This window comes from Fulvivirga imtechensis AK7 (assembly GCF_000331535.1).
GTDB classification, from domain to species: Bacteria; Bacteroidota; Bacteroidia; order Cytophagales; family Cyclobacteriaceae; genus Fulvivirga; species Fulvivirga imtechensis.
Genome location: NZ_AMZN01000128.1, coordinates 13,218 through 37,615, shown reverse-complemented (window position 1 = coordinate 37,615; position 24,398 = coordinate 13,218). Strand labels below are relative to the sequence as shown.

Below are 24,398 nucleotides of genomic sequence, written 5' to 3'. Positions count from 1 at the left end.
TCCGTGTGAAATGTGTGTGTAGTGACCAGTAACATGGGACGAGCGACCAGAAGCCCTATCCAATAGGAGACGAGCCATTGATCATCAGCTCAGCAGTGGCCGGGTTGGTGGCCATAGGAATATTGTGTACGTCACATATTCTCATTAGCATCTGCACATCCGGTTCGTGGGGGTGCTTTCCTAAAGGGTCACGGAAGAATATTACCATATCCAGCTCATTTGTGGCTGCCATAGCGGCAATCTGCGCATCACCGCCTATGGGGCCTGAGAGTAGCTTTGTCACCTTCAGGCCTGCATTAGCTACATGACCACCTGTTGTACCTGTTGCGAATAGCTCTACATCTTTTAGCTTATCCTTATTCTTAAGCAGGAAAGCTACCATCTCAGGTTTTTTTCCGTCATGTGCGATAATGGCAATGCGCATATTGCTTATTTTTTCCGTGATATAGCTTTTAATGCAGCGTCTACAATGTTTTGAGGACCTAAACCATATTTCTCCAGTAGCTCCTCTGGGGTGCCGCTTTCTCCAAAACTGTCCTGAACCGCTACAAATTCCAAAGGAGCAGGATTATTTCGGATCAAGGTTTGGCTAATGCTATCACCCAGGCCACCATTGATCTGGTGCTCTTCCGCACTTACAGCACATCCGGTTTTCTTTACTGACTCCACGATAGCTTCCTCATCCAAAGGTTTTATAGTATGGATATTGATCACCTCTGCATTGACTCCTTTTTCAGCCAATATTTCCTCAGCCAGTATGGCCTGCCATACCATATGTCCGGTAGCAAAGATGGTAACATCGGTACCTTCTATCATTTTTATGGCTTTGCCGATTTCGAATTTTTGATCAGCAGGAGTAAAAACAGGCCATTTTGGTCTGCCGAACCGCAGGTATACCGGCCCGTCATGGTCAGCGATAGCTATGGTTGCCGCTTTGGTCTGGTTATAGTCGCAAGGGTTGATCACAGCCATGTGTGGCAGCATTTTCATCATGCCGAGGTCTTCCAGTATCTGATGTGTTGCGCCATCTTCTCCCAAAGTAAGGCCTGCATGAGAAGCACATATCTTGACATTTTTTCCGGAATATGCCACAGATTGCCTGATCTGATCGTAAACCCTTCCGGTGGAGAAATTGGCGAAAGTTCCCGTGAATGGTATTTTGCCGCCAATGGTCATACCTGCAGCCAGGCCAATCATATTGGCTTCAGCAATACCCACCTGAAAGAACCTCTCGGGAAACTCTTTTTGAAAAGCATCCATCTTAAGCGAACCGGTAAGGTCGGCACAAAGTCCTACTACCTGATCATTTTTTCTGCCTAACTCTAACAGGCCGTCACCAAAACCTGAACGGGTATCTTTTTTCTCTGAAAATGTGTATTTAGCCACTGCTGGGTATGATTTAAATAGTGTTAATTTTTAAAGCCCCAAATTTAGGAGTTTTAGTTTTAAAATCTACTGTCTGGTGGCTGGTTTCTTGTTTCTTGTTTCAGTTCACTGAACACTGAAACTGAGAACACTGAAACTGAGAACAGTAAACTGAGAACAGTAAACTGAGAACAGTAAACTGCTTAGTCGAAAAGCTTCACAACCACAGATCTGCCTTCCTCTATGGTTACTGTTTTAATGGCGGTATATTTACTTCCCGGAGCCCTATCTACACGGAATACTATTTTGTAGTTTCCCGGTTGGATGGCCAGTGTTACTCTCGACTGGTCATGAGGGAGGTTATAGACCCATTCCTGCTCTCCGGAGGGTTTGATCTCATAGATACTACCATAGCCTGCTGCACTGTTGTTGATGTTCAAAATTCCCGGGTCCGGCAGACTGATGGAGGTGGTTTTATCCTGCTCTACTGATATGTTTTTGAAATGCCGCCTGGGAATCGTTAGTACTTCGATATCATATTCTCCTACCAGGTACTGCTGATTCGTGTTGATATCGTGGGCATGGACCAGATGAGCACTATTTTTTTGTCTGATGAGCGCTTTTACGCCACTACCATAGGCTGTGGCGCCTCTTTGCTTAATAGAGAGGCCCCCTTGCGGAGATTTAATTGTGATTACATTGTGTTTTCCCGGAGTGAGATTGACATTTCTTTTTATCACAGGAGGTAAAGTATTTACCACTACGTCATAGGTAAGCACCGGGTCCAAAACAACAGAATCAGGCCTTCCCTGGGTGTCACGATAATGGACGAAGTCAAAAGCCGGTTCTTTAGTGAAGTTATTGACGAATGATACGTTCACATTAGTTTCTTTTGGTGCGTTGTTGATATCCAGCAGTTCTACACTTGCGGTGGTTTTATCCAGGGTGGTACTTACCGCTTTTGACAGCGCTTTTTGGAAAGATTGTATGTCTTTGGCATCGTAGTATTCGCCAATACATTTAAACTGATCCTTATATTCCTTCCCCATGCCGATCCCGATAATAAAAGGTTTGAGGAAAATACCCTTTTTCTGCAACGCCAGGGACACCGCGCAGGGATCACCATCGCAGGATTCGATGCCATCGGTAATGATAATAATAATGTTTCTGTATCCCGGGGCAGAGGGAAAATCATTGGCGCTTTGTTCCAGTGAGTAAGCAATCGGTGTAGTGCCTTTCGGATCTATCATCTTCAGCTTGTTGATGATCTGGTCATGGTTATTTTTACCGAAACCTACTTCAAGTCGCGTGTCTCTACAATTCTGGCTATGCCTTCGGTACAAATGGCCATAGGCTCTGAGCGCCAGTTCCAGTTGGTCATTTGATTTTAATGAATCCACCAGTTCCGTAAGTAATTCTTTCGCAGCGGTAATCCTGTTAGTGTTTCCCCAGCCTGCCAGCATGCTTCCCGACCCATCGAGCAGGAACAGGATCCTGGTTTTGGAGGGGAGTGTTTGCTGCACGCGTTGTGCCTGTGCTGTAGTGACACATAGGAGGGTGAAGAGGATAATAATTTTATACACCAATATATAACGCATTTAAGGCAGGGTTTAGTTTAATAGCCGGTCATTGAATATAATCAATTCCTCCACTACGACCTATATTATCAAAAACACCTTCTCATCAGTTTTTCATCCACCTCTTCTTCCTTCATGCCTAAACCGAGCGCTTTCGACAGGTCATCACAAGCCTTATTTTTTTTTCGTAATTGCATGTAGGTCAAAGCTCTGAAGTAGTAGCCCAAATAATATTTAGGTAAATGTTTCAGGCCATAGTTCAGGTCTTGCAATGCTTTTTCAGGTTCATTGGATAGGTAATAACTGTAGCCACGGTTAATATAAGTGAAGGGTTCATTTGGTGCGATGTCTAAGGCTTTGTTAAAAGCAGTAATGGCAGAGTCGTAGGCCTCGATCCTAAAAAAACTAAGACCCTTGTTGCGCCAGGCTTCTGCATTTTCGGGATTTAATGCCAATACATGATCCCAGTCTTCAAGTGCAGCATCCCATCGGTTTATTTCGCTGTTTAGTACGGCTCTTCGAAAGTAAAGCTCTTCGTTGGTGGAGTCAATGTCGATAAAAGCCGAGTATTGATCCAGTGCTTCATAGTATTGTTTCTTTTCGGTAAGGATCATTCCCGAATATAGGTATGGCCATTTTAAATTGGGAGCTTTCTTCTGAGTAATGGTATAGTAGTAAAGTGCACTATCAGTATTCTGGATCTTGTAGTGGACGTTACCAAGGTTAAAATAAGGTTTGTAGCTTACGGAATCAATGAATTTCGCCTGATGTAGCAAGACTAGTGCATCCTGGAGAAGACCAATCTCAAGATAGGTGAGGGCAAGATCGGTCAGTACCTCGCTATTCTGCTTTATCTCCAGGGCATTTTTAAACTCTTCAATGGCATCATCCCGTCTTAATTGCTTCAGCCTGACCCGTCCTTTCAGGTGATATATGCCGATCTTGTCAGTTTCATACCTTTGTATCTTTTGTTTTTCTTCTGCTATTTCTTCGGGGGTTGGAGTACTGTCAGCTTGAAGTTTCTCCATACTTTTGCCGATGAAGTTTTCAGTAATGTCAATCGCTATATTACAGTATTGAATAGCCGTGTTGTAATCCTCTATGTGGTAGTGAACCTCTGCCAGACGCATAGTAGCGGCAAAGCTTTGAGGGTATCGGGTCAGTGTTTGTCGAAATTGTGCAATGGCTGCCGTAGTGTCCCCATGTGCGAGTATTGCCTCTGCATTTAGCAGCATCTCAGTTTTAGATTGTGCCCATAAAGCCGGGGAAAATAATAGAATAAGGTAAATAATAGCTAATTTCTTCATGCTTTATTGTGAAGCCTCGTGTTGTTGGTGATATCTGCAACTATTTCCTTTAAACAAGACTGATAAAAAAAATATTAATCAAAAAGGGAATAATTGCCGAATTGATCGGCCGGGGCCATAGGCCTTACCAGTGAAGGGCCTTCATTATTCAGGTCGCTGATCCTTGGGGATACCGTGTATAACCCCATTTTATCGGGCGGGTAGGTCTTTAAACTTTCGATCAATTCCTCTTCAGGAGTATGTATATCTAACCAGGCTTTTTCGGCTTCCCTGGTAAGGACAGCGGGCATTCTGTCGTTGATGGATGCCATCAGGCGATTGGAAGGGGTGGTGATAATCCTGAAAGTATGCACAATATTTTCCTCATCATCTTCAAATTCTTCCCATATTCCTGCAAAGGACATGACAGCGTTATTTCCAAAAATGAATCGATGTGGTACCTTGCCTTTTTTGCTGATCTTTTTCCAGTCGTAGTAACCATCGGCAGGTATAAGGCAACGGTTTTTTAATAGGGCTTCCCGAAATGATAGCTTTTCAGTGAGTGTCTCCTTTTCGATGAACAGTAACTTAGGGCTTATAGCTCTATTCTTCGAGCGTCCCGGAATTTGCCCCCAATAGAAGAAAGAGAGCCCCTTACTACCCTGAGTGATGACCGGTAGTACCTGTGTGGGAGCAGCATTATACCGCGGTTCGTACCTGCCTGGCACCTCTGCATTAAACCTTTCCTTCAGGGCCTCCGCCTCAACGGTAATCGTATATCTGTCTCCCATAACACGAATGTACTAAAATTATAAATTAGAGTCAGTTTATAAAAGGTAAAATTAAACGGAAGCAACCACTCATTAGTGCTGTAAGAAAACTCAAGATGGCTTCAAGAGAACATTCCCGCTAAAGAGTGGCATAAAGTCCCTAAAAGCGGAGTCGCGTACAGTTGTTGCAGTTGTAGGAAAGAGTATTTTTGGGACAAGCGTAACGCAGACATGGTGTTTTCTTAGAGACATTAATTCGATTTTTTAGCCAGGCAGCTTACCTTCTGCGAAACTTAAGGCTCTTTTTTCAGACCAGTACAGCCCCTCCTTATTGAACTCGGTAAACCCCACATGCCCTCCCCTCTCAGGAGCTTCAAAGGTAATACACGGATGGCCTTTCAGCATTTCATGGGGATAGCATTGTTGAGAAAGGAAGGGATCATTTTTGGCGTTTACGATTAGGGTAGGTATACTTATATTTTTGAGAAAATTGATCGAGCTGCAGGCATTGTAGTAGTCGAGCGCATTTTTAAAACCGTGCAAAGGTGCGGTATAATGATCATCAAAGTCTTGGATGGTTTTGATCTTACTCAACGCCCCCGTACCCAGCTTGCCCGGCATGGTCTGTGCTTTTAAAAGTACTTTAGCCTTTAAATTATTGAGGAACCTCCTGGAATATATAAAATTTGAGCTTTCGGAAATTTTAATACAACTAGAGTACAGATCGAGTGGTACGGAAAAAGCAACCGCTTTGCTGATAGTATTTTTGATCTCAGGACCTTGCTCACCGACATATTTTAGTGTGAGATTGCCGCCCAGGCTAAAACCAATCAGACAAATATCTTTATAACCCTTTTGCGAAGCATGGTCTACCACCAGGTTCAGGTCATCAGTGGCGCCACTGTGATAAAACCTTAACTGTTTATTGATCTCATCGCTACAGCCTCTGAAGTTCCACGCCAGCACATCATATCCATATCTGAAAAATGCCCTGGCCATTCCTTTGATGTATGGCCTGGTTGAGTTGCCCTCCAGTCCGTGTGAGATGATCACCAGCTTTTTCGAATCTTTTCGCAGCCAGTCCAGGTCCAGAAAATCATCGTCCGGGGTATCGATTCTTTCGCGTTGGTATTTAATATCTTTAACCTTGCGGAACAGGGCCGGAAAAATAGTTTCAATATGTGATGAGAAGTAGGCCAGTGGTGGTTCGTAATTCATATAATCCGGATCAGTGTTCTCAAAAATAAAAAAATTATTATTTTCACCGGGGAATCAGAGGGCCTGGTGATCTTTCATTTTTGTTGCGATCATAAAAATTCTTTTTATAAAGGACGATTTTGGTTGGAAGAGGGAGTGGTTACGCTTACCTTTAAAATCATCCATTTATCATTTTTTTTGCCAATACTGGAAACTATTTAAAAAACAAGACGTCTGTAGACAGGTAACATTTAACAACTTCAAAACCTTAAAAAAATTGTCAGTCAAGAAATCAAAAAAATTATTGTTGTCGGGCGTGCTGATATTGCTATTTGGCCACGTCTCTATGGCTCAGGGGAAATACACCCTTAACGGCTATGTGAAAGATGCCGAAAACGGAGAGGAGCTGATTGGCGTCACCGTATATATAAAAGAGCTAAAGACAGGTACTGCTACCAATGTATATGGATTCTACGCGTTGTCGCTTCCTGCCGGGGATTATAACATCATTTATAGCTCTATTGGTTATCAAAGCATTGAAAAAACCGTAAGTCTCTCAGGCAATGTATCGATGAATGTTGAATTGCCCGTAGAAGTTACAACCATTGATGAGGTGGTTATAACTGACAAGCCCATCGATGCCAATGTTACAGATGTTAAAATGAGTAGGAATGAAATTAGTATTCAACAGGTAAAAAAGCTTCCGGCCCTGTTTGGAGAACCCGATATCATAAAGACTATCCAGATGATGCCCGGAGTGATCACGGCAGGGGAGGGTACCTCCAGTTTTTTCGTGAGGGGTGGTAGCGCTGATCAGAACCTCATCCTTATTGATGAGGCGCCCGTATATGACCCATCGCATTTATTCGGTCTGTTTTCTGTATTCAATGCCGATGTTATTAAAGACTCAGAGTTGTACAAGGGTGGCATACCTGCACGCTTCGGAGGGCGCCTGTCTTCAATACTTGATGTACGGACCAAGGATGGAAACAATAAAAGACTGGGAGGATCAGCCGGTATTGGTCTATTAGCCAGTCGATTTATGCTCGAAGGCCCAATCAAAAAAGAAAAAAGCTCTTTCATCATTTCCGGAAGGAGATCCTATGTCGACCTGTTCCTGAAAGCTGCCGGAAAGGAAAACCTTGTGCATTTTTATGACGTCAATGCAAAGGCCAACTGGAAACACAATAATAATAATCGTTTTTTTGTTGCCCTTTACCTGGGGCGTGATGTGTTTAGCTTTGATGATGCTTTTGGCTTTGATTGGGGCAATGCCACGGCTACCTTTAGATGGAACCACCTGTTTAATGATCGTTTATTTTCCAATACATCCATTATAGCCAGTAATTTTGACTACGCTCTTGAATTTGACGATCCTGTTCAGGGTTTTAAATGGACATCAAATCTTCAGGAACTATCCATCAAAGAGGATCTGAATTATTTTATTACTCCAAAAAATGAGCTTGATTTTGGATATCATCTCACCTACAGACGGTTTTCACCGGGAGAAATATCTCCTACAACAGAAGCTTCGATATTTGAGCCATTGAAGATACAGAATGACTACGCATTGGATCACGCTCTATATGTTAATAATGAGCAACAACTAAGTAATAAACTCACCTTGTCTTACGGGGCGCGACTTTCTATATTTCAAAATATAGGAAAATCGGAAGTTTATGTATATGAAGATCCAAGGGAGAATATTAATATCAATAAAATAGATACGCTTTACTTCGACAATTTTGAAACGATTAAAACATATATCAACATTGAGCCACGGTTTGCTGCGCGTTATATGCTTAACCCTGTAAGTTCAATAAAACTGTCGTACAATCGCATGGTGCAGAATACACACTTGATCTCAAGCGGTACTGTACCTATTCCATTTAACACCTGGAGCCCCAGTAATTACTATTTGAAACCTCAGTTAGCGGACCAGGTGGCGGTAGGGTATTTTAGAAATTTCAAAGACAATACCTTTGAGTTTTCAGTGGAGTCATATTATAAAGACATCGACAATGTGACTGATTTTGCGGATAATGCGGAAATTTTCTTCAATGAAGACCTGGCCACTGAGTATCGTCAGGGAGATTCGTGGTCTTACGGGCTGGAGCTAATGCTACAGAAGAAAGAAGGGAGGCTTACCGGTTTCGCCAGCTATACATGGTCGAAAACTCAAAGAAAGGTACCTGGAGTAAATCTTGATAAACCTTTCCTGGCAAATTATGACAGGAGGCATGTACTTAATCTGGCTGCCACCTACGATATGAATGAAAAATGGTCTTTTGGCGCCAATTTTACCTATAGCACCGGCCGTCCAATTACTGTACCTGCTGGTCGCTACGAATATAATGATGTATATCAGGTAGATCTTATTAGTGAGAGAAACGGCTATTTGCTGCCAGACTTCCACCGTATGGATCTTTCGGCTACCCTTACGCCAAGGAAAAATAAAGAAAGGAAATGGAAAACCAACTGGGTATTCTCTCTTTATAATGTCTACAGCAGAAAAAATGCATTTACGATATATACCAGGCTGAAGCAGGACGAAGATGGAAATGTAATCGGGGATGGGAAAGAGAAAGAAGCCCGGTTAATTTCACTGTTCCCTCTCCTGCCATCAGTTACTTACAACATTCAATTTTAATTTAAAATGAAAGGAATAATATACATATTAACAGGTCTTGTTGTGCTTGGCCTACTCGCCTGTGAGGAAACAGTAACGCTGGATACAAAACAGATAGATCCGCAGATAGTCATTGAGGGATTGGTGACAGATGAAACGAAAAGTCATTATGTGAGAGTCACGCGGTCTGTTGGCTTTTATGATTTTGGCCGGGCACGTGGAGTGGCCGATGCTGTAGTGACAGTGAGTGATAATGAAGGAAATGTATTTAATTATGTGCATAATCCTGGAGATATGCCGGAATCGGATGGTTACTACTATGCTGAAACGCCATTTGCCGGGGAAGTAGGTAACACCTATACGCTGACAGTAATTGTTGGAGGAGAAACCTATACCGGCAGTGACGTGCTACAGCCTGTTACAGCCATTGACTCCCTGTCAGTACGTATTGATGAGGATGAATTTGAAGACCCTGAAGATGTAGGCTATTATCATGAGGTGCTTTTTTATGCTAAAGAGCCCAAAGACCGCAAAGATTACTATCTCTTTAAGTTCTACAGAAATGATTCCATTATTTTAGATCAGGAAAATGATATATATTTTGCTAATGATGAAGTACTTGGAGAGAATATAGATGGTATACCTATTGCAGGATTTTACAAGAATGGTGATGTCGCTCGCGTAGAAATGTATAGCATAACCCGTCAGGGATACGTTTACTACAATGATTTGTTTAATATTCTAAACAATGACGGAGGTATGTTCAGTCCCCCGCCAGCCAACCCCAGAACAAATCTTTCAAATGATGCTTTAGGATTCTTTCAGGTAAGTGCAATGGTAAGCAAGTCGATAGTGATAGAATAATACTACAGAGGCCTATTATCAGGAAAATACAGGTGAAGTTATCATAGCTTCACCTGTTTTTGTTAATTTCGGGTTAAACCAAAACCCGTTATTATGTTTAAATTTTTATTGAAACTTTGCTTGATGGTTTTTATCGCAGGCATTTTTGCTGCCTGTGAGCAAACCAAACAAGCACGTGAAGCCGGTACAACGCCCGCTCCCCAGGATAATTCCGTTTATAATGCATTGCACAATAAATACACTACCGTAAAACTTACTGCGGATCTCACTTCGCTGTCTGACAGGCAGAAGCAAATGATTCCTTTGCTTATAGAGGTAGGAAAGATAATGGACGAGCTCTTTTGGTATGAAGCCTATGGCAAAAGAGATTCATTACTTGGCGCCCTGACAAATGATGGCGCTAAAAGGTTTGTCATGATCAATTATGGTCCATGGGACAGGCTAGCCAATAATAAGCCTTTTATTGAGGGAGTAGGGGATAAGCCTGCGGGCGCTAATTTTTACCCAGAAGATATGACCAGGGAAGAATTTGAATCTGCCGAAGTGGAGGGTAAAACTTCACTGTATACTTTCATAAGAAGAGATGATACCGGCAGTCTTATAGCTATTCCTTATCATGAGATGTTTAAAGATCAGGTCTCCAGGGCCGCGGAACTGTTGAGGGAAGCTGCGCGATTAGCTGAGAATGCCGAACTAAAGAAGTACCTCGAATTGCGAGCAGAGGCGTTGCTTACAGATGAATACTATGAAAGCGATATGGCATGGATGGATATGAAAACCAATCAACTGGACATCATTACTGGCCCTATTGAAACCTATGAAGATCAGTTATATGGGTATAAGGCTGCGCATGAAACATATGTGCTGGTAAAGGACATGAAATGGAGTGAAAGACTTGAGAAATATGCTACACTACTACCCGGACTGCAAAGAGGGCTGCCTGTGCCGGAAGTCTATAAACGCGAAGAACCCGGTACAGATTCACAACTGGCTGCATTTGATGTGATATACTATGCCGGTGATTGTAATTCCGGTAGCAAGACCATTGCAGTCAACCTGCCAAATGATGAAGAAGTTCAGCTTAAAAAAGGAACGAGAAGATCGCAGTTGAAAAATGCAATGAGGGCCAAGTTTGATAAAATATTGGTGCCCATAGCCGGGGAGTTAATTGCCGAAGAGCAGCGCAGGCACATTACCTTCGATGCTTTTTTTGCCAATACTATGTTTCATGAGGTTGCACATGGTCTGGGTATCAAAAACACTATAAATAAAAAAGGTACGGTGAGAGAGGCCTTAAAAGATAATGCCTCGGCACTTGAAGAAGGCAAGGCAGATGTGCTTGGGTTATACATGATCACCAGGCTCCATGAACAGGGTGAGATACAGGGAGAGTTGATGGATTACTACACCACTTTTATGGCCAGCATCTTCAGGTCGGTGAGGTTCGGAGCTTCCAGTGCACATGGAAAAGCCAATATGATCAGGTTCAACTTCTTTAAAGAGCAAGGTGCGTTTGCCAGAGATGCTGAAACTGGCACCTATACTATCGACTTTGAAAAAATGCAGGCAGCGATGAATGCCTTGTCTGAGAAAATTCTGATACTACAAGGTGAGGGTGATTATGAAGGGGTATCCACATTAGTCGCTGAAAAAGCTATGATCCAACCGGAGCTCCAAAATGACCTGGATCGCCTGGCTGACAAAGGTATACCTGTAGATATTGTATTTGAGCAGGGAGTGGGCGTCCTGGGGCTTCAACAATAATAAAATTTAATAAAAGAGGCCGTCTCAAAAGTCCTCTTCTGGCGTCATCCTGAGGCAACCAACAACTTTCAGTTGATTTTGTGGATAATGAAATGACAGTTACCTGAACGGCCTTGAGGAAATGGTGTTAAGAATTTCAATGCCACATGTACACTTTATAAATCACACTGTTTGAGCCCCGTTGTCTCAAACGGGGCGAGTTTGTGATTTGTTATCGCAGGCATTGAAATTTAGCCATTTGCTCACAGCCTTGACTTTTTTTGTTATCCCGAAAGCGTTATAGCTTTTCGGGAACAAAAAAGTAAAACATATGCTATGAAGAGTCAAAATAGAGACAAAAGTTACAAACTGAACAATAAGATGTTATCATCTGACTATCAGTATGTAATGAAAACTTGTCATTGGTAACTTGATTCGGATTTCAAATCAAGTTTTGAATGACGAGCTGACTTTTGAGACGGCCTCTTTTATTGGGTTATTTTGTCACAGCCACTCTGTTATCGCCTGATTATTAATGTTATACCTCGATGGCCAGTCCGAGTAGTTGGCTGGATACTTTCAGTCCCGAACGCTCGATTTCATCTCTGTTGATCTCAAATCGCAGCTTGCCGTCCACATTTATAAAATTGATCCCGCTCCCCTTTTTTGCCAAACCGGCTTTTTCAGTTACAACGAGTATATTCTTTAGTCCAAGTGACTTCACTTCGTTGAGATTACCGCTATTCTGAGCAGGAATAAAAAGAATGTCACAGCTTGCAGCTTCGCTTAGTGAGGTAAATGACTTGACTACGATTCTTTTGGTTGCTGCTTTTTTGGCTGCCATGTCCATAAAGGCGCTGAACGCCTCAGGGTCATTGCCGTATATCCCGATCGTAAACTCTTCTCCTTGCTTTGGCCATTCAATGTATCTGATGAAATTGTAAATAAAAACTGTTTTAACCTGATGCTCAGCGTTCTGTGCTTTCACGTGAGTATTAAAGGCCACCATCATCAACATGAGTAATAGGGTTCCAACTACTGTCTTACCTTTTTTCATAATTTATTTCATTTTTGTAAAATGCACCGCAAAGGTCGTGGTTGTGGCATCGTGAACTTTAAGAGGGTGTACGTAATATGAAAAATACGTGATTTGCGTACCCATACGAAATGATTTCTGGAGGGAATTTGTTAGATTTAATATTCAATTGCCGGCAACCTATGCCATATATGAGAAAACTGCTTCTTACATGCCTTTTAATAATTGTGGCGCTGGCTTCTGTAAGCGCCCAACGGACTTTACGCGTAGGGGTATATGATAATTATCCACTGGCTTTTATGGACTCCCGAGGTGAGGCCAGGGGTATTTTTATTGACATCCTCAAATACGTAGCCGAAAAGGAAGGCTGGCGGCTGATTTATAAGCCGGGAACCCCGGAAAAGTGCTTTCAATTGTTGGAGCAAGGAGAAATAGATGTTTTAGCAGAGTCGGGGGATTATAAAGGTAGAAGCTCGGAGTTCAAGATAGCCAAAGTGGGAATACTTTCAACCTGGGCTCGTGTGTATGCCAAAAGAGAATCCGATTACACTTCTCTACTTGATCTTGGAGGGAAAAAGGTAGCAGTATTGGAGGATAGTTATTTTATTACCGGGCCATATAAGGGCTTCTATGCCTCTATAAAGGAACTAGACCTGAGGTGTACCATCGTAAAGGCCAAAAACTATAAAGAAATATTTGAACTGATCGATAAAAAGAAAGTAGATGCCGGTATCGTAAGTCGTATTTATGGCGATGTGCATGACTACAAATATGATATTGTTCAAACCCCCGTGGTATTTTCTCCATTCAGGCTTACATTTTTATATCGTGATGCTACACCGTTGGCAGCTAAAGTCATGCCTATTGTAGAAAATCACCTGATAGCGTTAAAGGCCGACAAATCATCGATTTATTATAGCTCAATAGAGAACTATTTTACCAATAACAAACCTTTTGAAGTTCCCGTTTGGGGGTATGCGTTGTTGGCGGTTATTCTTTTTGTTGTGATCCAACTGGTGCTATATGTGAATGTGCTCCGCAGAATGGTCAGGGCCAGGACAGCGGACCTGAAACGGGCATATGCCAACATTAAATCAAGGCAGCAAACACTCTCACTTATTTATAATAATGCTTCGGAGCTGATCGCCTTATTTCAGGTAAGGAAAATTGGGTCATATTCAGTGGCCAAATTACCGGACTGGTATCTTCAGGAGCTTTACAGATCAAATAGTGATTATCCGGCATATAAGATTTTGGGTATGGGCCTGAAAGATTTATACCGCAAGCTACTAAAGCTGGATGACACGGAAATCAACTTCCGGTTTCAAAAAATAGCAGAAGCCATCAAGGCTAAGCATTCTATCAAATATGAAGAAGGTTTTAAGACCCCGGACGGAAATCGCGGAGTTGCTGAATCAAACCTGATACCCATCCTTGATAAGAATAGAAAATGTACGCACATACTTTATGTGTCGAGAAATATCACAGAGGAGCGTAAAATGCTTGAAGCCCTTTCTGAGAGTAAAAAACGTCTGCAGATGGCTATTGAAGGAGCGCGTGAAGGCATGTGGGACTGGAATATAAAAAGTGGCGCTTTGCATTTAAATGACTATCAGTTTACCATGTTGGGTTATGAGGTGAGCGAAATTTTACCGCGTGTTGAAGATTTTATAGAGATGGTCCATCCCGATGACCGCCAAAAGACAAATGATAGAGTTTCCCGCCACCTAAAAGGCGAAACAGACTACTATGAAAATGAATACCGGCTAAAGACCAAATCCGGGGAATGGAAATGGCTGCTGGTACATGGCCGGGTGGTAGACCGTGATGAGTATGGCAGAGCAGTACGGGCTATAGGTACCCATGTGGATATTCATGAGTTTAAGATGACAGAGCAGGCATTGATAGAAAGCCAGCAAACACTTTCTAACCTGATGGCCAATATTCCCGGAATGGTATACAGGAGTAAGACTGATAAGGATTTTACCCCATTGTTTGTAAGCGAGGGAAGTAAGGCGCTTTTCGGTATAGCGCCGGATGAATTTTTAAGTGGTAATCTGAGGATCAGTGATATGATCCCTGACGAATACAACGCAGAAAATATAAAGATCATTAACGAAGCTATTACCGCCAATAAGCCTTTTCAGATAGTTTATCCTGTCAATGTAAACGGGGAAAGGAAATGGTTATGGGAGCAGGGAAGAGCTATGTCACCTGCAGGAGATATTATTGAAGGCTTCGTAATGGATATTACAGACAGAAGACTAGCCCAGGAGAAGATCATCAGTACAATAATTGAAACAGAGGATAATGAAAGGGCCAGAATAGCCAAGGAGCTGCACGACACACTTGGGCAAAAACTGACTACTGTGTCTTTAAATTTCAATTCACTGAAAAAAGATATAGAGCCTAATAATGGCATACTCAAAAAACTTAACACAGGGCTTAACTACCTGAAAGAGGCGATTAGAGATAGCCGTGAAATTGCTCATAACCTGATGCCTCAAAGCATCGATGATTTTGGATATGTGTTGTCAGTGCAAAGTTTACTGGCTGATATTGAAACGGTTTCATCGGTGAAGTTTGATTTTTACGATAATCTGAAGGAAGAAAGATTGCCTAAAAATACCGAGCTGCATTTATACCGGATAACCCAGGAAGCTGTAAATAATATTATCAAATATTCGAAAGCACAAACCGCTTCCATACAATTGATGAAGTATGATGAAGAGGTGATCCTTACTATTGAAGATGACGGTGTGGGCTTCGATGCAGGCAATAAGATAAATGAGGGCAACAGCTTTGGATTGAAAAGTATGCTTAATCGGGTCAATTCGCTTTCAGGTACCCTGCAGATAGAAAGTGGCAAAGGAAAAGGAACGGTAATAATTGTAGAGATACCTTACCGGCAGAAGGTGACTATTGCATGAAATGATCATAAGGCTAAGGTATGTCCGGATAGGGATATAGCGATCGGGGCAGGCCGGATAATTAGTCGGCAGTAGGCAAAAGGAGTGTGAGTAATAGAGGAGAGTCTTCAGTGGTACGCTTCGGACTTCCGACTTCGGTCTTCGAGCTATCTCAATACTAAATATATACAAAAATAAGATCTATGAAATCAAAGATATTAATAGTAGACGATCATAAAGTGGTACGGGATGGAGTGGCATTATACCTTGAAAATGATCCTGATTATGAGGTTGTAAATCAGGTTTCAAGTGGTATGGAGGCTTTGAAAATATTGGAAAACGAGCGGGTAGACCTGGTAATAATAGATATTAATATGGATGGTCTTGATGGAATAGAGACCACCCGCAGAATTATGAAGATATCGAAAGATATCAGGGTGCTGGCGCTGACAATGCACAACGATTATCAGCATATAAAAGCGATGATGGATGCGGGGGCTAGTGGTTATATTTTGAAAAGCTGCGATGAAAATGAGATGAAAGAAGCTATAGCGGCCATACTGGGTGATGAGATCTATTATAGTAAAGAGGTGGCGCAGACTGTGATGAACAACCTGGCGAAGAAAAAGCCAAAATCAGGTAGCGATGGCCTTCCCACCCCTTTAACCCCAAGGGAGAAGGAGATTTACAGATTGATATTGGAAGAAGATTCCAATCAGGAAATTGCTGAAAAACTATTTATCAGTGTACGCACTGTAGAGGTTCACAAAAGAAACCTTTTGGAGAAAACAGGAGCTAAAAACTCAACAGGGTTGGTGCTTTACGCTATAAAAAATAACCTTTTCGAAGACATTTAAAGGTATGAATACGCGTTTCCCTTATATGTCAAATTACGCATAATTCCTTATAATCAGGCAGCCCTACTTTGGTAGATTTGTTTCGTGCCATTCGAATTTTTAAACGAGTCAAAGGGGATACGCGTTGCCTTCTTTAGTAATTCCAGTGAGGTTTTTGAAAGTATTCCAAAGCAGATCCTGAAGATCTGTGACTTCTTTTTTATGTCTCCGGATGAAGCCTCTCCTCAGCTCCAAAGAGTAAAAAAACCTGCACTTATTATAGTTGATACCTATTCACTGGGGATGAATTATTTGCAGGTGATACTGAAGATGAAAAAGGAAATGAATTGCCCTGTTCTGGTTTTGGATCATTATACCGAGCAACTCTTTATTAATGATATTCTTTCCAAAGGAGCAAATGGATATCTGCTGGTGCATTCCTTCGAAGAAGAATTAGGTGTTGCCATTGGTTATTTGCTGCATGGTGAGAACTACGTTTCAAAGCTACTGGAGGCGTATAAGGGAAACACGTATTTATTAAAATAAGTGATAACGCCTATAATATAAAAATTTCGAGCTTGTATGTTTGTAATATAATACGATTTTGATGGCGGGTGCTGACGACATCAAATGATTATTAAAACTAGGTTTAGGTTGATTAATGGTTTACGATTAATCATGGTAGCAGCCGGGAGGGGTCCTGGCTGCTTTTTTTATGTCATGCCGGAGTGTGGGTTGCGGATCACTCAATATTTCTGCGGAGGCACTGTAAATATTAACGGCAACACGAGTTTTTTTAAAATTTATTGCTGGTATGGAGTGCTCGGCAAGTAATCTCTCAATATTTTGACGTGAGTTCGATATAGAAGAATCGGTTATAGGTATGCATATCAGAAAACGGACGAAAAACATCCCTTTTTTTTGGTCATCCTGGAATGAAGAATCTTACGAAGTTTAAGGGTACTGTTCACAACTTAGGAAGCTCCTTCCTCCGGTACCAATGACAAGTTTTCACAGTGCAACAGAGAAAATATACAGGATCCTCCTGAACAGAGGCAGTCAGACCTCGTGCGATGTCACACATCAAAGGAGATTGCTTGTCTCCGTTGTGCTGCAATCTGGAATGACGAAAAAGAAAGGCTGTTTTAAGGATGACAACAAATGAGAAAGGCTGTTTCAGAACCAAAGTTCAACAAAAGATACTTTTAGGTTTATACTGATACTTCACCGGTTTCTCCGCTTGAATTGAGAAAATCTCCATTATTCAGGAAAAAATACCGCATAAATTACAGGGTAAGGGAAACGCTTAAATTGAAAAATACGGGGATACCCTGATGTTTTAAGGGGATAAAGACCTCTATATTTGTATCATCCTATTGGCAGACGGCCAAAAGGTTTCATAATAAATTTTTTAGGTTTAGGTTGATTAATGGTTTACGCCATAAAAGCAGTCAGAGGGGTCTGGCTGCTTTTTTTATCCCTTAACTTGCCTTGTAAGAAAACTTTAAGCGGCTTTAAGAAACCGTCAAGGCCAAACCCACCTTCGTGTGGCTGCTTGGGCACAGCAACCTCACCCATCAAAATGCTGTGGTTTTACTGCTGTCTGTACATCCCTCTCCTCAAGGAGAGGGCAATTTTGTAGTGCTTGTATTTCAGGCTGTTAAGGGGTGAGGTGTAAAGCAGATCAATCTTTTGACTCTCCAAACCCCAACTTTTCCGCTTAACTCCTGGAAGTGATCAGGCATACAGGCGTGAAGTTCCGTGCAAATGTTACAACTGTCGGGATGAGCATTTTGAGACAAGTATAATGCAACTATTGGCTTTTTATTAGAGACGCTAACTCATTGGTCGAACCCTACCGTAAGTAATCCCCGTATTCTGCCTTTTACGGTTTAGCCCTTATGAAAGCTGGTTTGAGCATTATTAATTTTACTGCTCGATCAATAACAAATAAATGAATAGAAGGTTACGTTTAAATGTCTATAAGTTGCTGTTCATTATTGTCATTGTTGCTTTTAACTTCCTGGTAAGGATGCTGTCTCTGGTGTGATCATTTATGCCTTCAAATAAAAAGAGGCTGTCTCAAAAATCTTCTTCTGGCGTCATCCTGAACTTGATTCAGGATCCCACATTAGTTCTTACGTACTTTTAGGGGATTCCAAATCAGGTTTGGAATGACGAATTGACTTTTGAGACAGCCTCTTTTAAAACCTGATTATTTAAAACCTTACATAACGGTTATTTCGTTGCCATTTTTGTCAACAAGTACCGGATTACCCATACCATCCACTTTTAGTCTTTCAAACTGAGTAGCCTTGTCTCCAACTATTACATAGACCATGTTCTTCAGATCCATATATTTGTTAACGAGAGCCTTTACATCTTCGGTAGTCATGTTCTTAAGTATTTCCTGTTGATGATCGATGTAGTTCAACGGAAGATCATAAGTACTTATGGTTTGCAATATGCCAACCAGAGAATACAATGTTTCGAAGTTTCTGGTATTGGTCTTTATCAGTGCGCTTTTAGTCTTCTCAAGATCTTCCTCGGTGTAGGTATCAGCATAGTTGCCTATCACTTCCTTAAAAGTCTCCAAAGCCTCGAGTGTAACATTTGATTTGACACTTGAAGCCGCAATAAATGGTCCTTTAATCTTTTTGCGCCCTACATAAGAATATGCCCCATAGGTATAGCCCTTGTCTTCCCTCAGTACCTGGAATAATCTACCACCAGAACCGGAACCCAACCTGTAGTTGGCTACTGTAAGTGGATAGAAGTCTTTATTATTGCCATCAACCGTTACCCTTCCGATCTGTATCACTGATTGTTTTGCATTAGGTACGTCTACAAAATAAACCTGGGGTTGTTCAGCGCTTGCAGGGATCTCCATCTCTGGCAAGGTCACTTCCTTTGCTGTCCATTTATTTCCTATTGATGCTATTGATGCTTTCACATCGTCTTTAGGCACATTTCCCGCAATGTGGAAGTTGGCAATTGATGGTGAAAAGTACTTATCATAATAGGCCTTCAGATCATCCATAGTGATAGACTCCACACTTTCAATGGTGCCCGAAATTGGAGCACCCAGAATATTGTCTTTACCATATAACTTCTTATCCATGACAATCGCTGCCAGGGAGTTTGGATTTACATCCCGCTGCTGGATCTTGTTAATGGCAGCTTTTTTGATTCTGTCAAACTCCTTTGCATCCCAGCGAGGGTCGAGCAGGATCTCTTCCACCAGGTTCAGGGTGGCTTCATAGTTTCGCGATAAGCAGTTTGCAGAAATAGTAATAGATTCGTCCGAAGTATAGACATTGATGTTTGCGCCTAACTGCCCGATTGCATCCTCCAGCTCCTCAGGAGTCTTCGATCTGGTGCCTTCCATCAGCAAATCAGTGAGAATATTGGTAAGTCCCGCTTTAGAAAGGTCTTCAGCCATATGCCCTCCTGCTATCCGGATGCTGAAATTAACAAGGGGAAGTTCATTATATTCTATACCGTACACTCCCATACCATTGGATAACTCACTGGTCCAGATGGCAGGAGGGTTCAACAGTGGCGCTTCTCCAAAAGGTGGCTCCTGAGTACGATCAAATGAACTCTCCGTTCTCGGATAGTCATCAGAAGGTTCCTGGTCCACTATGGCTGTTTCGGTACCGGGCACAATGGCCTCTTCTTTTAGCTCAGCGGCCTTCCCGCCGGTCACAGCCAGATCAAGTTTTCCTTTGGGTACAAAGCTGGTTTGTACATAGTGCTTATCTTTGATATATTTTTTGTATACCTTCATCACATCTTCCTGCGTTACGGCTTTAATATTGCCTATGTCAGTCTTTACAAAATCCGGACTTCCGGCGTATTCATTGTATGTGGCTAATTGGAAGGCCTTACCTAGCACGCTTGATATCCCATTGTAGAAATTGGTTTCAAGTCCGGCTTTTATCCTGTCCAGGTCTTTTATATTTACACCTTCATTCTCGAATTTTACCAGAGCATTGAACACTTCTGTTTTTACGGAATCCAGATCCACACCCTCATTAGCGCGTATTCTGATGGTAAATGTACCGGCCAGTTCGCTTGATCTGTTATTGGCTGAAACCTCAGGCGCTAATTCCCGGTCTTCTACGATTACCTTATAAAGAGGAGCTCGTTTGCCATCTGAGAGGATATTTCCCAATACATCCAATGCCCACTGATCCTGATGGTACTGCTCTACAGTAGGCCATACCATCCTTATCTCAGGTAGACTGGCAAAGTTATCCTCGTGATATAGCGCTATGGTAGAGTCAAGGGTTACGGGCTGAGGGTCGAGTGGCTTGTCAACACCTCTGGAGGGGATCTCACCAAAGTATTTTTCGATCATCTTTTTTGCTTCTTCCTTATCAAAATCACCGGTAAGTACCAGCGTAGCGTTGTTAGGACCATAATACTGATCGTAAAATTCCTTGACATCATCTAAAGTGGCATTTTGCAGGTCCTCTAACTCACCTATAGTAAGCCAGTTATAAGGGTGGTTGGGTGGATATAGCGCTTTATTAATAACTGCACTTGTGTTGCCATAAGCAACATTGTCGTAACGCTGTCTTTTCTCATTTTTTACTACGGGTTTCTCTCCTTCAAGGCTGGCTTTGGTTACTGAGTTAATAAAGAAGCCCATTCGATCCGACTCCATCCAAAGCACTTTTTCAAGAGCATCTTTGGGTACTACTTCATAGTAAACTGTTCCGTCAGTCCAGGTACCACCATTAAAGGTACCGCCCCATTCATTGATATTTTTGAAAAAGGCTCCTTCAGGTACATTCTCCGATCTTTGAAAAAGCATATGTTCAAAAAAATGAGCAAAGCCCGTTCTTCCCGGCTTTTCGCGGTTAGAACCAGCATGGATCAGAATAGCTACGGCTACTATGGGATCGGATTTATCCTGATGAAGAATTACATCCAGTCCGTTAGGGAGTGTAATTTTGTCATATTCAATAGACAGGTTTTCTGCACCTTCTACTGATTTTTCAGCTACTTGTGTACATGACTGTACCAATAGTAGGATAATCATCAGCATACTTAAATAACAATTTCTCATTTGCATGTCTTTTCAAGTTTAGTGTTTGATTAATGAGATAAAAAATGAAGATAGGTGATAATATTCGAAATATCATTGAAGATATGTTTAAATGGACTTTTGCTTTATTGAATGGTGCATTTGATATTTAAATACTATTTTAGACCTCTTGTGAAAATCTTGCTATGATCAGATATATATTTATAGGCATATTATTAGGCGTTTCCTGCCTGGCCGCAGCTCAGGATCAGGTCCTTGAAAATAACCCGACATCACTGAAATGGAGACAGGTCAACACACCGGGGTTTCGGGTCATCTATCCGGTAGGGCTCGATAGAGAGGCCCAAAAGATGGCTAATACACTGCAGCATCTTCATGAGGCTGAGGCTGAAACCATGGGGAATAAGCCGCCCAAAAAAATCAACATAATACTGCAAAACCAAAATGCTGTATCTAACGGATTTGTGACACTCGGCCCCAGGAGGTCTGAATTTTATACCATGCCACCACAAGATTATAATTTCATCGGAACCAACCGCTGGCTCGATCTGCTAGCCGTGCATGAGTTCCGGCATATCGTACAATTTCAGCAGAGTAAGAAAGGGTGGAATAAGCTTTTTTATTATTTGTTTGGAGAGAATACTCAGGCAGGCATGGCTTTTTCCGCAGCGCCACCCTGGTTTTGGGAAGGTGATGCTACTGCCATCGAAACCAGCTTTACCCATAGCGGCCGAGGCCGTATACCTTCTTTTAATCGTGTGTTTAGGACGAACTTGCTGGAGGGGAAGCGCTTCAACTACCACAAACAACACCTGCGGTCGTACAAAGACTTTATTCCTAACCATTATGTACTTGGGTACCATTACGCCACGCATCTAAGAAGAAGGACAAAGGATCCTGATGTTTTGGAAAAAGTGACGCACAGCGCATTTAGCTGGCCTTTTATTCCGTTTACGTTTTCCAATTCGCTGAAGAAGCATACGGGACACTTCATAGTGGATAATTATGAGATGATGATGGATGAGCTGGATGATGTGTGGAGCGATCAGTTACAAGGACTAGACATCTCTTTATTTGAACAGGTTACAAACCGTAAAAGTGGAGCTTTTACAGACTACGCATTTCCGCAGGTGCTGGAAGATGGTACCGTTATAGCACTAAAGTCGGGGATTGGTGATATAGACCAATTTGTCAGGCTGGCCGGTGGACAGGAAAAAAGAGAATTTGTGCCGGGTATCATCAATAACAGCGGTATGCTTTCCTCTACGCAATATAAAGTGGTATGGAATGAATACCATTATGATCCCAGGTGGCGTGTAAAAACATATTCTGTGATCAAATCCTATGACTTTGCTACCAATGAGTTACGTACCATTACAAAAAAGTCGAGATATGCCAGTGCAGCCATTTCTCCCGATGGGTACAAAATAGCTACAGTGCTCACCACAGAGGAAAATAATAATTACCTGGTGGTAGTGGATTATTATTCCGGTAAAGAGGTGAAAAGGTTTGAAAACCCTGGCAACGCTTTTTATTCGATGCCTCGTTGGTCTGATGATGGTGGAAAGATTGTAGTATTAAAAACAACGGATAAAGGTAAAGGTGTAGTGGTGATAGACTACGCAACCGGAGAAGAGCGAGTGTTGATCACTGCAGGATATGAAAATATCGGACATCCTGTGCTCTATAAAAATCACCTGTTTTTCAACTCACCCTATAGTGGTATCGACAATATTTATGCCCTGGATCTCAATACCCGGCAGCGTTATCAGGTCACAAGTAGTAAGTATGGAGCCTATAACCCTGAAATAACACACGATGGCAGTTACATTTACTATAACGACCACACCGTCAATGGGCTGGATGTGGTTAGGACCCCTTTTGCACCATCCGGCTGGAAGGCCATGAGCCAGGTGGAGGATCGTTCTGTCAAATATTACGAGCCAGTGGTGGAGCAGGAGGGCCATGAAAATATTTTGAATGAGGTGCCAGGCAGAGAGTACCCGGTGAGGAGGTACAGCAAGCTCGGGCATATACTTAATATCCACAGTTGGGGACCTTTTGCCTCTACAGATCTGAATCAGGCCCAGTTTGGTATTTTTTCCAGGGATGTATTGAGTACCACCACGATGTCAGTAGGCTATAACTATGATGTTGAAGAAGAGACCGGGTTTGCTTCTGCAAAATTGAGCTACCAGGGACTGTACCCCATTATTGATTTTGAGGTGCAAAAAGGAGACCGGGTATCTGACAGGGGTACTATCAGAGGGGAGGAGGTGAAGTTTAAGTGGGACGAACTAAGCTTTGAGACAGGTGTCCGCCTTCCGTTGCTGCTCACCAGGTCTAAATATCATACGCAACTGGCGCTGGGAAATGCCGTCAAGGTAACAAAAGTGAGCAGCTTCAGTAACTCTGTCTTTGGAGAAAGTCGCCTGGCCCCGATCAATGATTCACTAGCTTTTTTCTTTAGAGATGAGTTGGAAAATGGCGACCTTGTCTCTAACAGAGCCAGCCTCAGCTTTTTCAGATTAATGAAGCAAAGCACACGGGACCTCAATAGTAAGTGGGGGCAATCATTCACCTTTGAACATTTCAGTACACCTTATGGTGGGGATTTTAACGGACGACTCTTTGCCATACGGTCTAACCTTTATTTCCCGGGAATTTTCAAGCACCATTCATTTTACATCAGAACCGGGTACCAGTCCAGGGAGGCAGACCTAAGCGGAGACCTTTATTATTTTAGGAACAGGATATTCAAGCCCAGAGGATTTAGCTACCCGGATCATGAACGGTTTTCATCGTTTCAGATGAACTATACATTTCCGATCTGGTATCCTGATATTGCTTTAGGACCTGTGCTTAACATCAAGCGATTCAGATCCAATTTATTTTATGATGTGGGACGTGGCAAAGGTAAAAACTACTTCATTGAATATAATGGTTCGCAATCCAGGGTCTTTTTTTCAACCCTTGATGAAAGTTATTATTCTACAGGAGTGGAGCTGCATATGGACTTCAATATAATGCGCTTTACTCCCGAAATTTCGGTGGGTGTAAGGTATAGCTATCTGCTTACTACCAACGAAACCAACATCGAATTATTATTGGCAACGATTGCGTTTTAAAA

At 42.1% G+C, this 24,398-nt stretch carries 15 protein-coding genes; 7 read left to right on the top strand and 8 right to left on the bottom strand.

The window, feature by feature from the left end; all coding sequences use genetic code 11:
- Positions 1-55: 55 nt before the first annotated feature.
- The 6 genes from C900_RS26410 to C900_RS26385 all read right to left on the bottom strand — a co-directional run bounded on the left by C900_RS26410 (position 56) and on the right by C900_RS26385 (position 6,216).
- A complete protein-coding gene (locus C900_RS26410; RefSeq protein WP_009583515.1) occupies positions 56-424 on the bottom strand; it encodes a methylglyoxal synthase in 369 nt (122 codons plus the stop codon).
- A 5-nt stretch (positions 425-429) separates the two neighbouring features.
- Complete coding sequence (locus C900_RS26405; protein WP_009583514.1) at positions 430-1,386, bottom strand: transketolase family protein; 957 nt, start codon at positions 1,384-1,386, stop codon at positions 430-432.
- Positions 1,387-1,568: 182 nt separating this feature from the next.
- A complete protein-coding gene (locus C900_RS26400; RefSeq protein WP_040497622.1) occupies positions 1,569-2,963 on the bottom strand; it encodes a vWA domain-containing protein in 1,395 nt (464 codons plus the stop codon).
- 68 nt (positions 2,964-3,031) lie between these two features.
- The gene (locus C900_RS26395) at positions 3,032-4,249 is read right to left on the bottom strand and encodes a tetratricopeptide repeat protein (protein WP_040497621.1); all 1,218 of its coding nucleotides are present in this window, start codon (positions 4,247-4,249) and stop codon (positions 3,032-3,034) included.
- A 74-nt stretch (positions 4,250-4,323) separates the two neighbouring features.
- The gene (locus tag C900_RS26390) at positions 4,324-5,019 is read right to left on the bottom strand and encodes an SOS response-associated peptidase (protein ID WP_009583511.1); all 696 of its coding nucleotides are present in this window, start codon (positions 5,017-5,019) and stop codon (positions 4,324-4,326) included.
- Between the two features lie 243 nt (positions 5,020-5,262).
- Complete coding sequence (locus C900_RS26385) at positions 5,263-6,216, bottom strand: YheT family hydrolase (RefSeq protein ID WP_009583510.1); 954 nt, start codon at positions 6,214-6,216, stop codon at positions 5,263-5,265.
- Positions 6,217-6,472: 256 nt separating this feature from the next.
- Here C900_RS26385 and C900_RS26380 point away from each other — a divergent pair, with 256 nt between their 5' ends.
- From C900_RS26380 to C900_RS26370, 3 genes are all read left to right on the top strand, one after another.
- Complete coding sequence (locus C900_RS26380; RefSeq protein ID WP_245558494.1) at positions 6,473-8,845, top strand: TonB-dependent receptor; 2,373 nt, start codon at positions 6,473-6,475, stop codon at positions 8,843-8,845.
- Between the two features lie 6 nt (positions 8,846-8,851).
- Positions 8,852-9,688 carry a DUF4249 domain-containing protein gene (locus C900_RS26375; protein WP_040497620.1) on the top strand — a complete coding sequence of 279 codons (837 nt, stop codon included), beginning with the start codon at positions 8,852-8,854 and terminating at the stop codon, positions 9,686-9,688.
- Between the two features lie 93 nt (positions 9,689-9,781).
- Positions 9,782-11,452: a dipeptidyl-peptidase 3 family protein gene (locus tag C900_RS26370; protein WP_157494251.1), complete on the top strand. Its 1,671-nt coding sequence runs from the start codon at positions 9,782-9,784 to the stop codon at positions 11,450-11,452.
- A 517-nt stretch (positions 11,453-11,969) separates the two neighbouring features.
- Here C900_RS26370 and C900_RS26365 read toward each other — a convergent pair.
- A complete protein-coding gene (locus C900_RS26365; RefSeq protein WP_009583506.1) occupies positions 11,970-12,488 on the bottom strand; it encodes a YfiR family protein in 519 nt (172 codons plus the stop codon).
- A gap of 170 nt (positions 12,489-12,658) precedes the next feature.
- On the opposite strand from C900_RS26365, the gene C900_RS26360 reads away from it, so the two are divergent.
- The 3 genes from C900_RS26360 to C900_RS26350 all read left to right on the top strand — a co-directional run bounded on the left by C900_RS26360 (position 12,659) and on the right by C900_RS26350 (position 16,758).
- Entirely contained in the window at positions 12,659-15,397 is a 2,739-nt protein-coding gene (locus tag C900_RS26360; protein WP_009583505.1) for a PAS domain-containing protein, read from the top strand.
- A gap of 182 nt (positions 15,398-15,579) precedes the next feature.
- A complete protein-coding gene (locus C900_RS26355; protein WP_009583504.1) occupies positions 15,580-16,233 on the top strand; it encodes a response regulator transcription factor in 654 nt (217 codons plus the stop codon).
- An 84-nt stretch (positions 16,234-16,317) separates the two neighbouring features.
- The gene (locus tag C900_RS26350; RefSeq protein WP_157494248.1) at positions 16,318-16,758 is read left to right on the top strand and encodes a response regulator; all 441 of its coding nucleotides are present in this window, start codon (positions 16,318-16,320) and stop codon (positions 16,756-16,758) included.
- Between the two features lie 1,681 nt (positions 16,759-18,439).
- Here the strand turns inward: C900_RS26350 and C900_RS26345 are convergent.
- Positions 18,440-21,289 carry a M16 family metallopeptidase gene (locus tag C900_RS26345; RefSeq protein ID WP_009583499.1) on the bottom strand — a complete coding sequence of 950 codons (2,850 nt, stop codon included), beginning with the start codon at positions 21,287-21,289 and terminating at the stop codon, positions 18,440-18,442.
- Between the two features lie 164 nt (positions 21,290-21,453).
- Here C900_RS26345 and C900_RS26340 point away from each other — a divergent pair, with 164 nt between their 5' ends.
- Entirely contained in the window at positions 21,454-24,396 is a 2,943-nt protein-coding gene (locus C900_RS26340; RefSeq protein WP_009583498.1) for a hypothetical protein, read from the top strand.
- Positions 24,397-24,398: the final 2 nt, after the last annotated feature.

Excerpts from the sequence above, each read along its gene's own strand:
- C900_RS26410 (WP_009583515.1), bottom strand. The coding sequence starts at position 424 with ATGCGCATTGCCATTATCGCACATGACGGAAAAAAACCTGAGATGGTA.
- C900_RS26400 (WP_040497622.1), bottom strand. The coding sequence starts at position 2,963 with ATGCGTTATATATTGGTGTATAAAATTATTATCCTCTTCACCCTCCTA.
- C900_RS26395 (WP_040497621.1), bottom strand. The coding sequence starts at position 4,249 with ATGAAGAAATTAGCTATTATTTACCTTATTCTATTATTTTCCCCGGCT.
- C900_RS26390 (WP_009583511.1), bottom strand. The coding sequence starts at position 5,019 with ATGGGAGACAGATATACGATTACCGTTGAGGCGGAGGCCCTGAAGGAA.
- C900_RS26385 (WP_009583510.1), bottom strand. The coding sequence starts at position 6,216 with ATGAATTACGAACCACCACTGGCCTACTTCTCATCACATATTGAAACT.
- C900_RS26375 (WP_040497620.1), top strand. The coding sequence starts at position 8,852 with ATGAAAGGAATAATATACATATTAACAGGTCTTGTTGTGCTTGGCCTA.
- C900_RS26370 (WP_157494251.1), top strand. The coding sequence starts at position 9,782 with ATGTTTAAATTTTTATTGAAACTTTGCTTGATGGTTTTTATCGCAGGC.
- C900_RS26365 (WP_009583506.1), bottom strand. The coding sequence starts at position 12,488 with ATGAAAAAAGGTAAGACAGTAGTTGGAACCCTATTACTCATGTTGATG.
- C900_RS26360 (WP_009583505.1), top strand. The coding sequence starts at position 12,659 with ATGAGAAAACTGCTTCTTACATGCCTTTTAATAATTGTGGCGCTGGCT.
- C900_RS26355 (WP_009583504.1), top strand. The coding sequence starts at position 15,580 with ATGAAATCAAAGATATTAATAGTAGACGATCATAAAGTGGTACGGGAT.
- C900_RS26345 (WP_009583499.1), bottom strand. The coding sequence starts at position 21,289 with ATGAGAAATTGTTATTTAAGTATGCTGATGATTATCCTACTATTGGTA.
- C900_RS26340 (WP_009583498.1), top strand. The coding sequence starts at position 21,454 with ATGATCAGATATATATTTATAGGCATATTATTAGGCGTTTCCTGCCTG.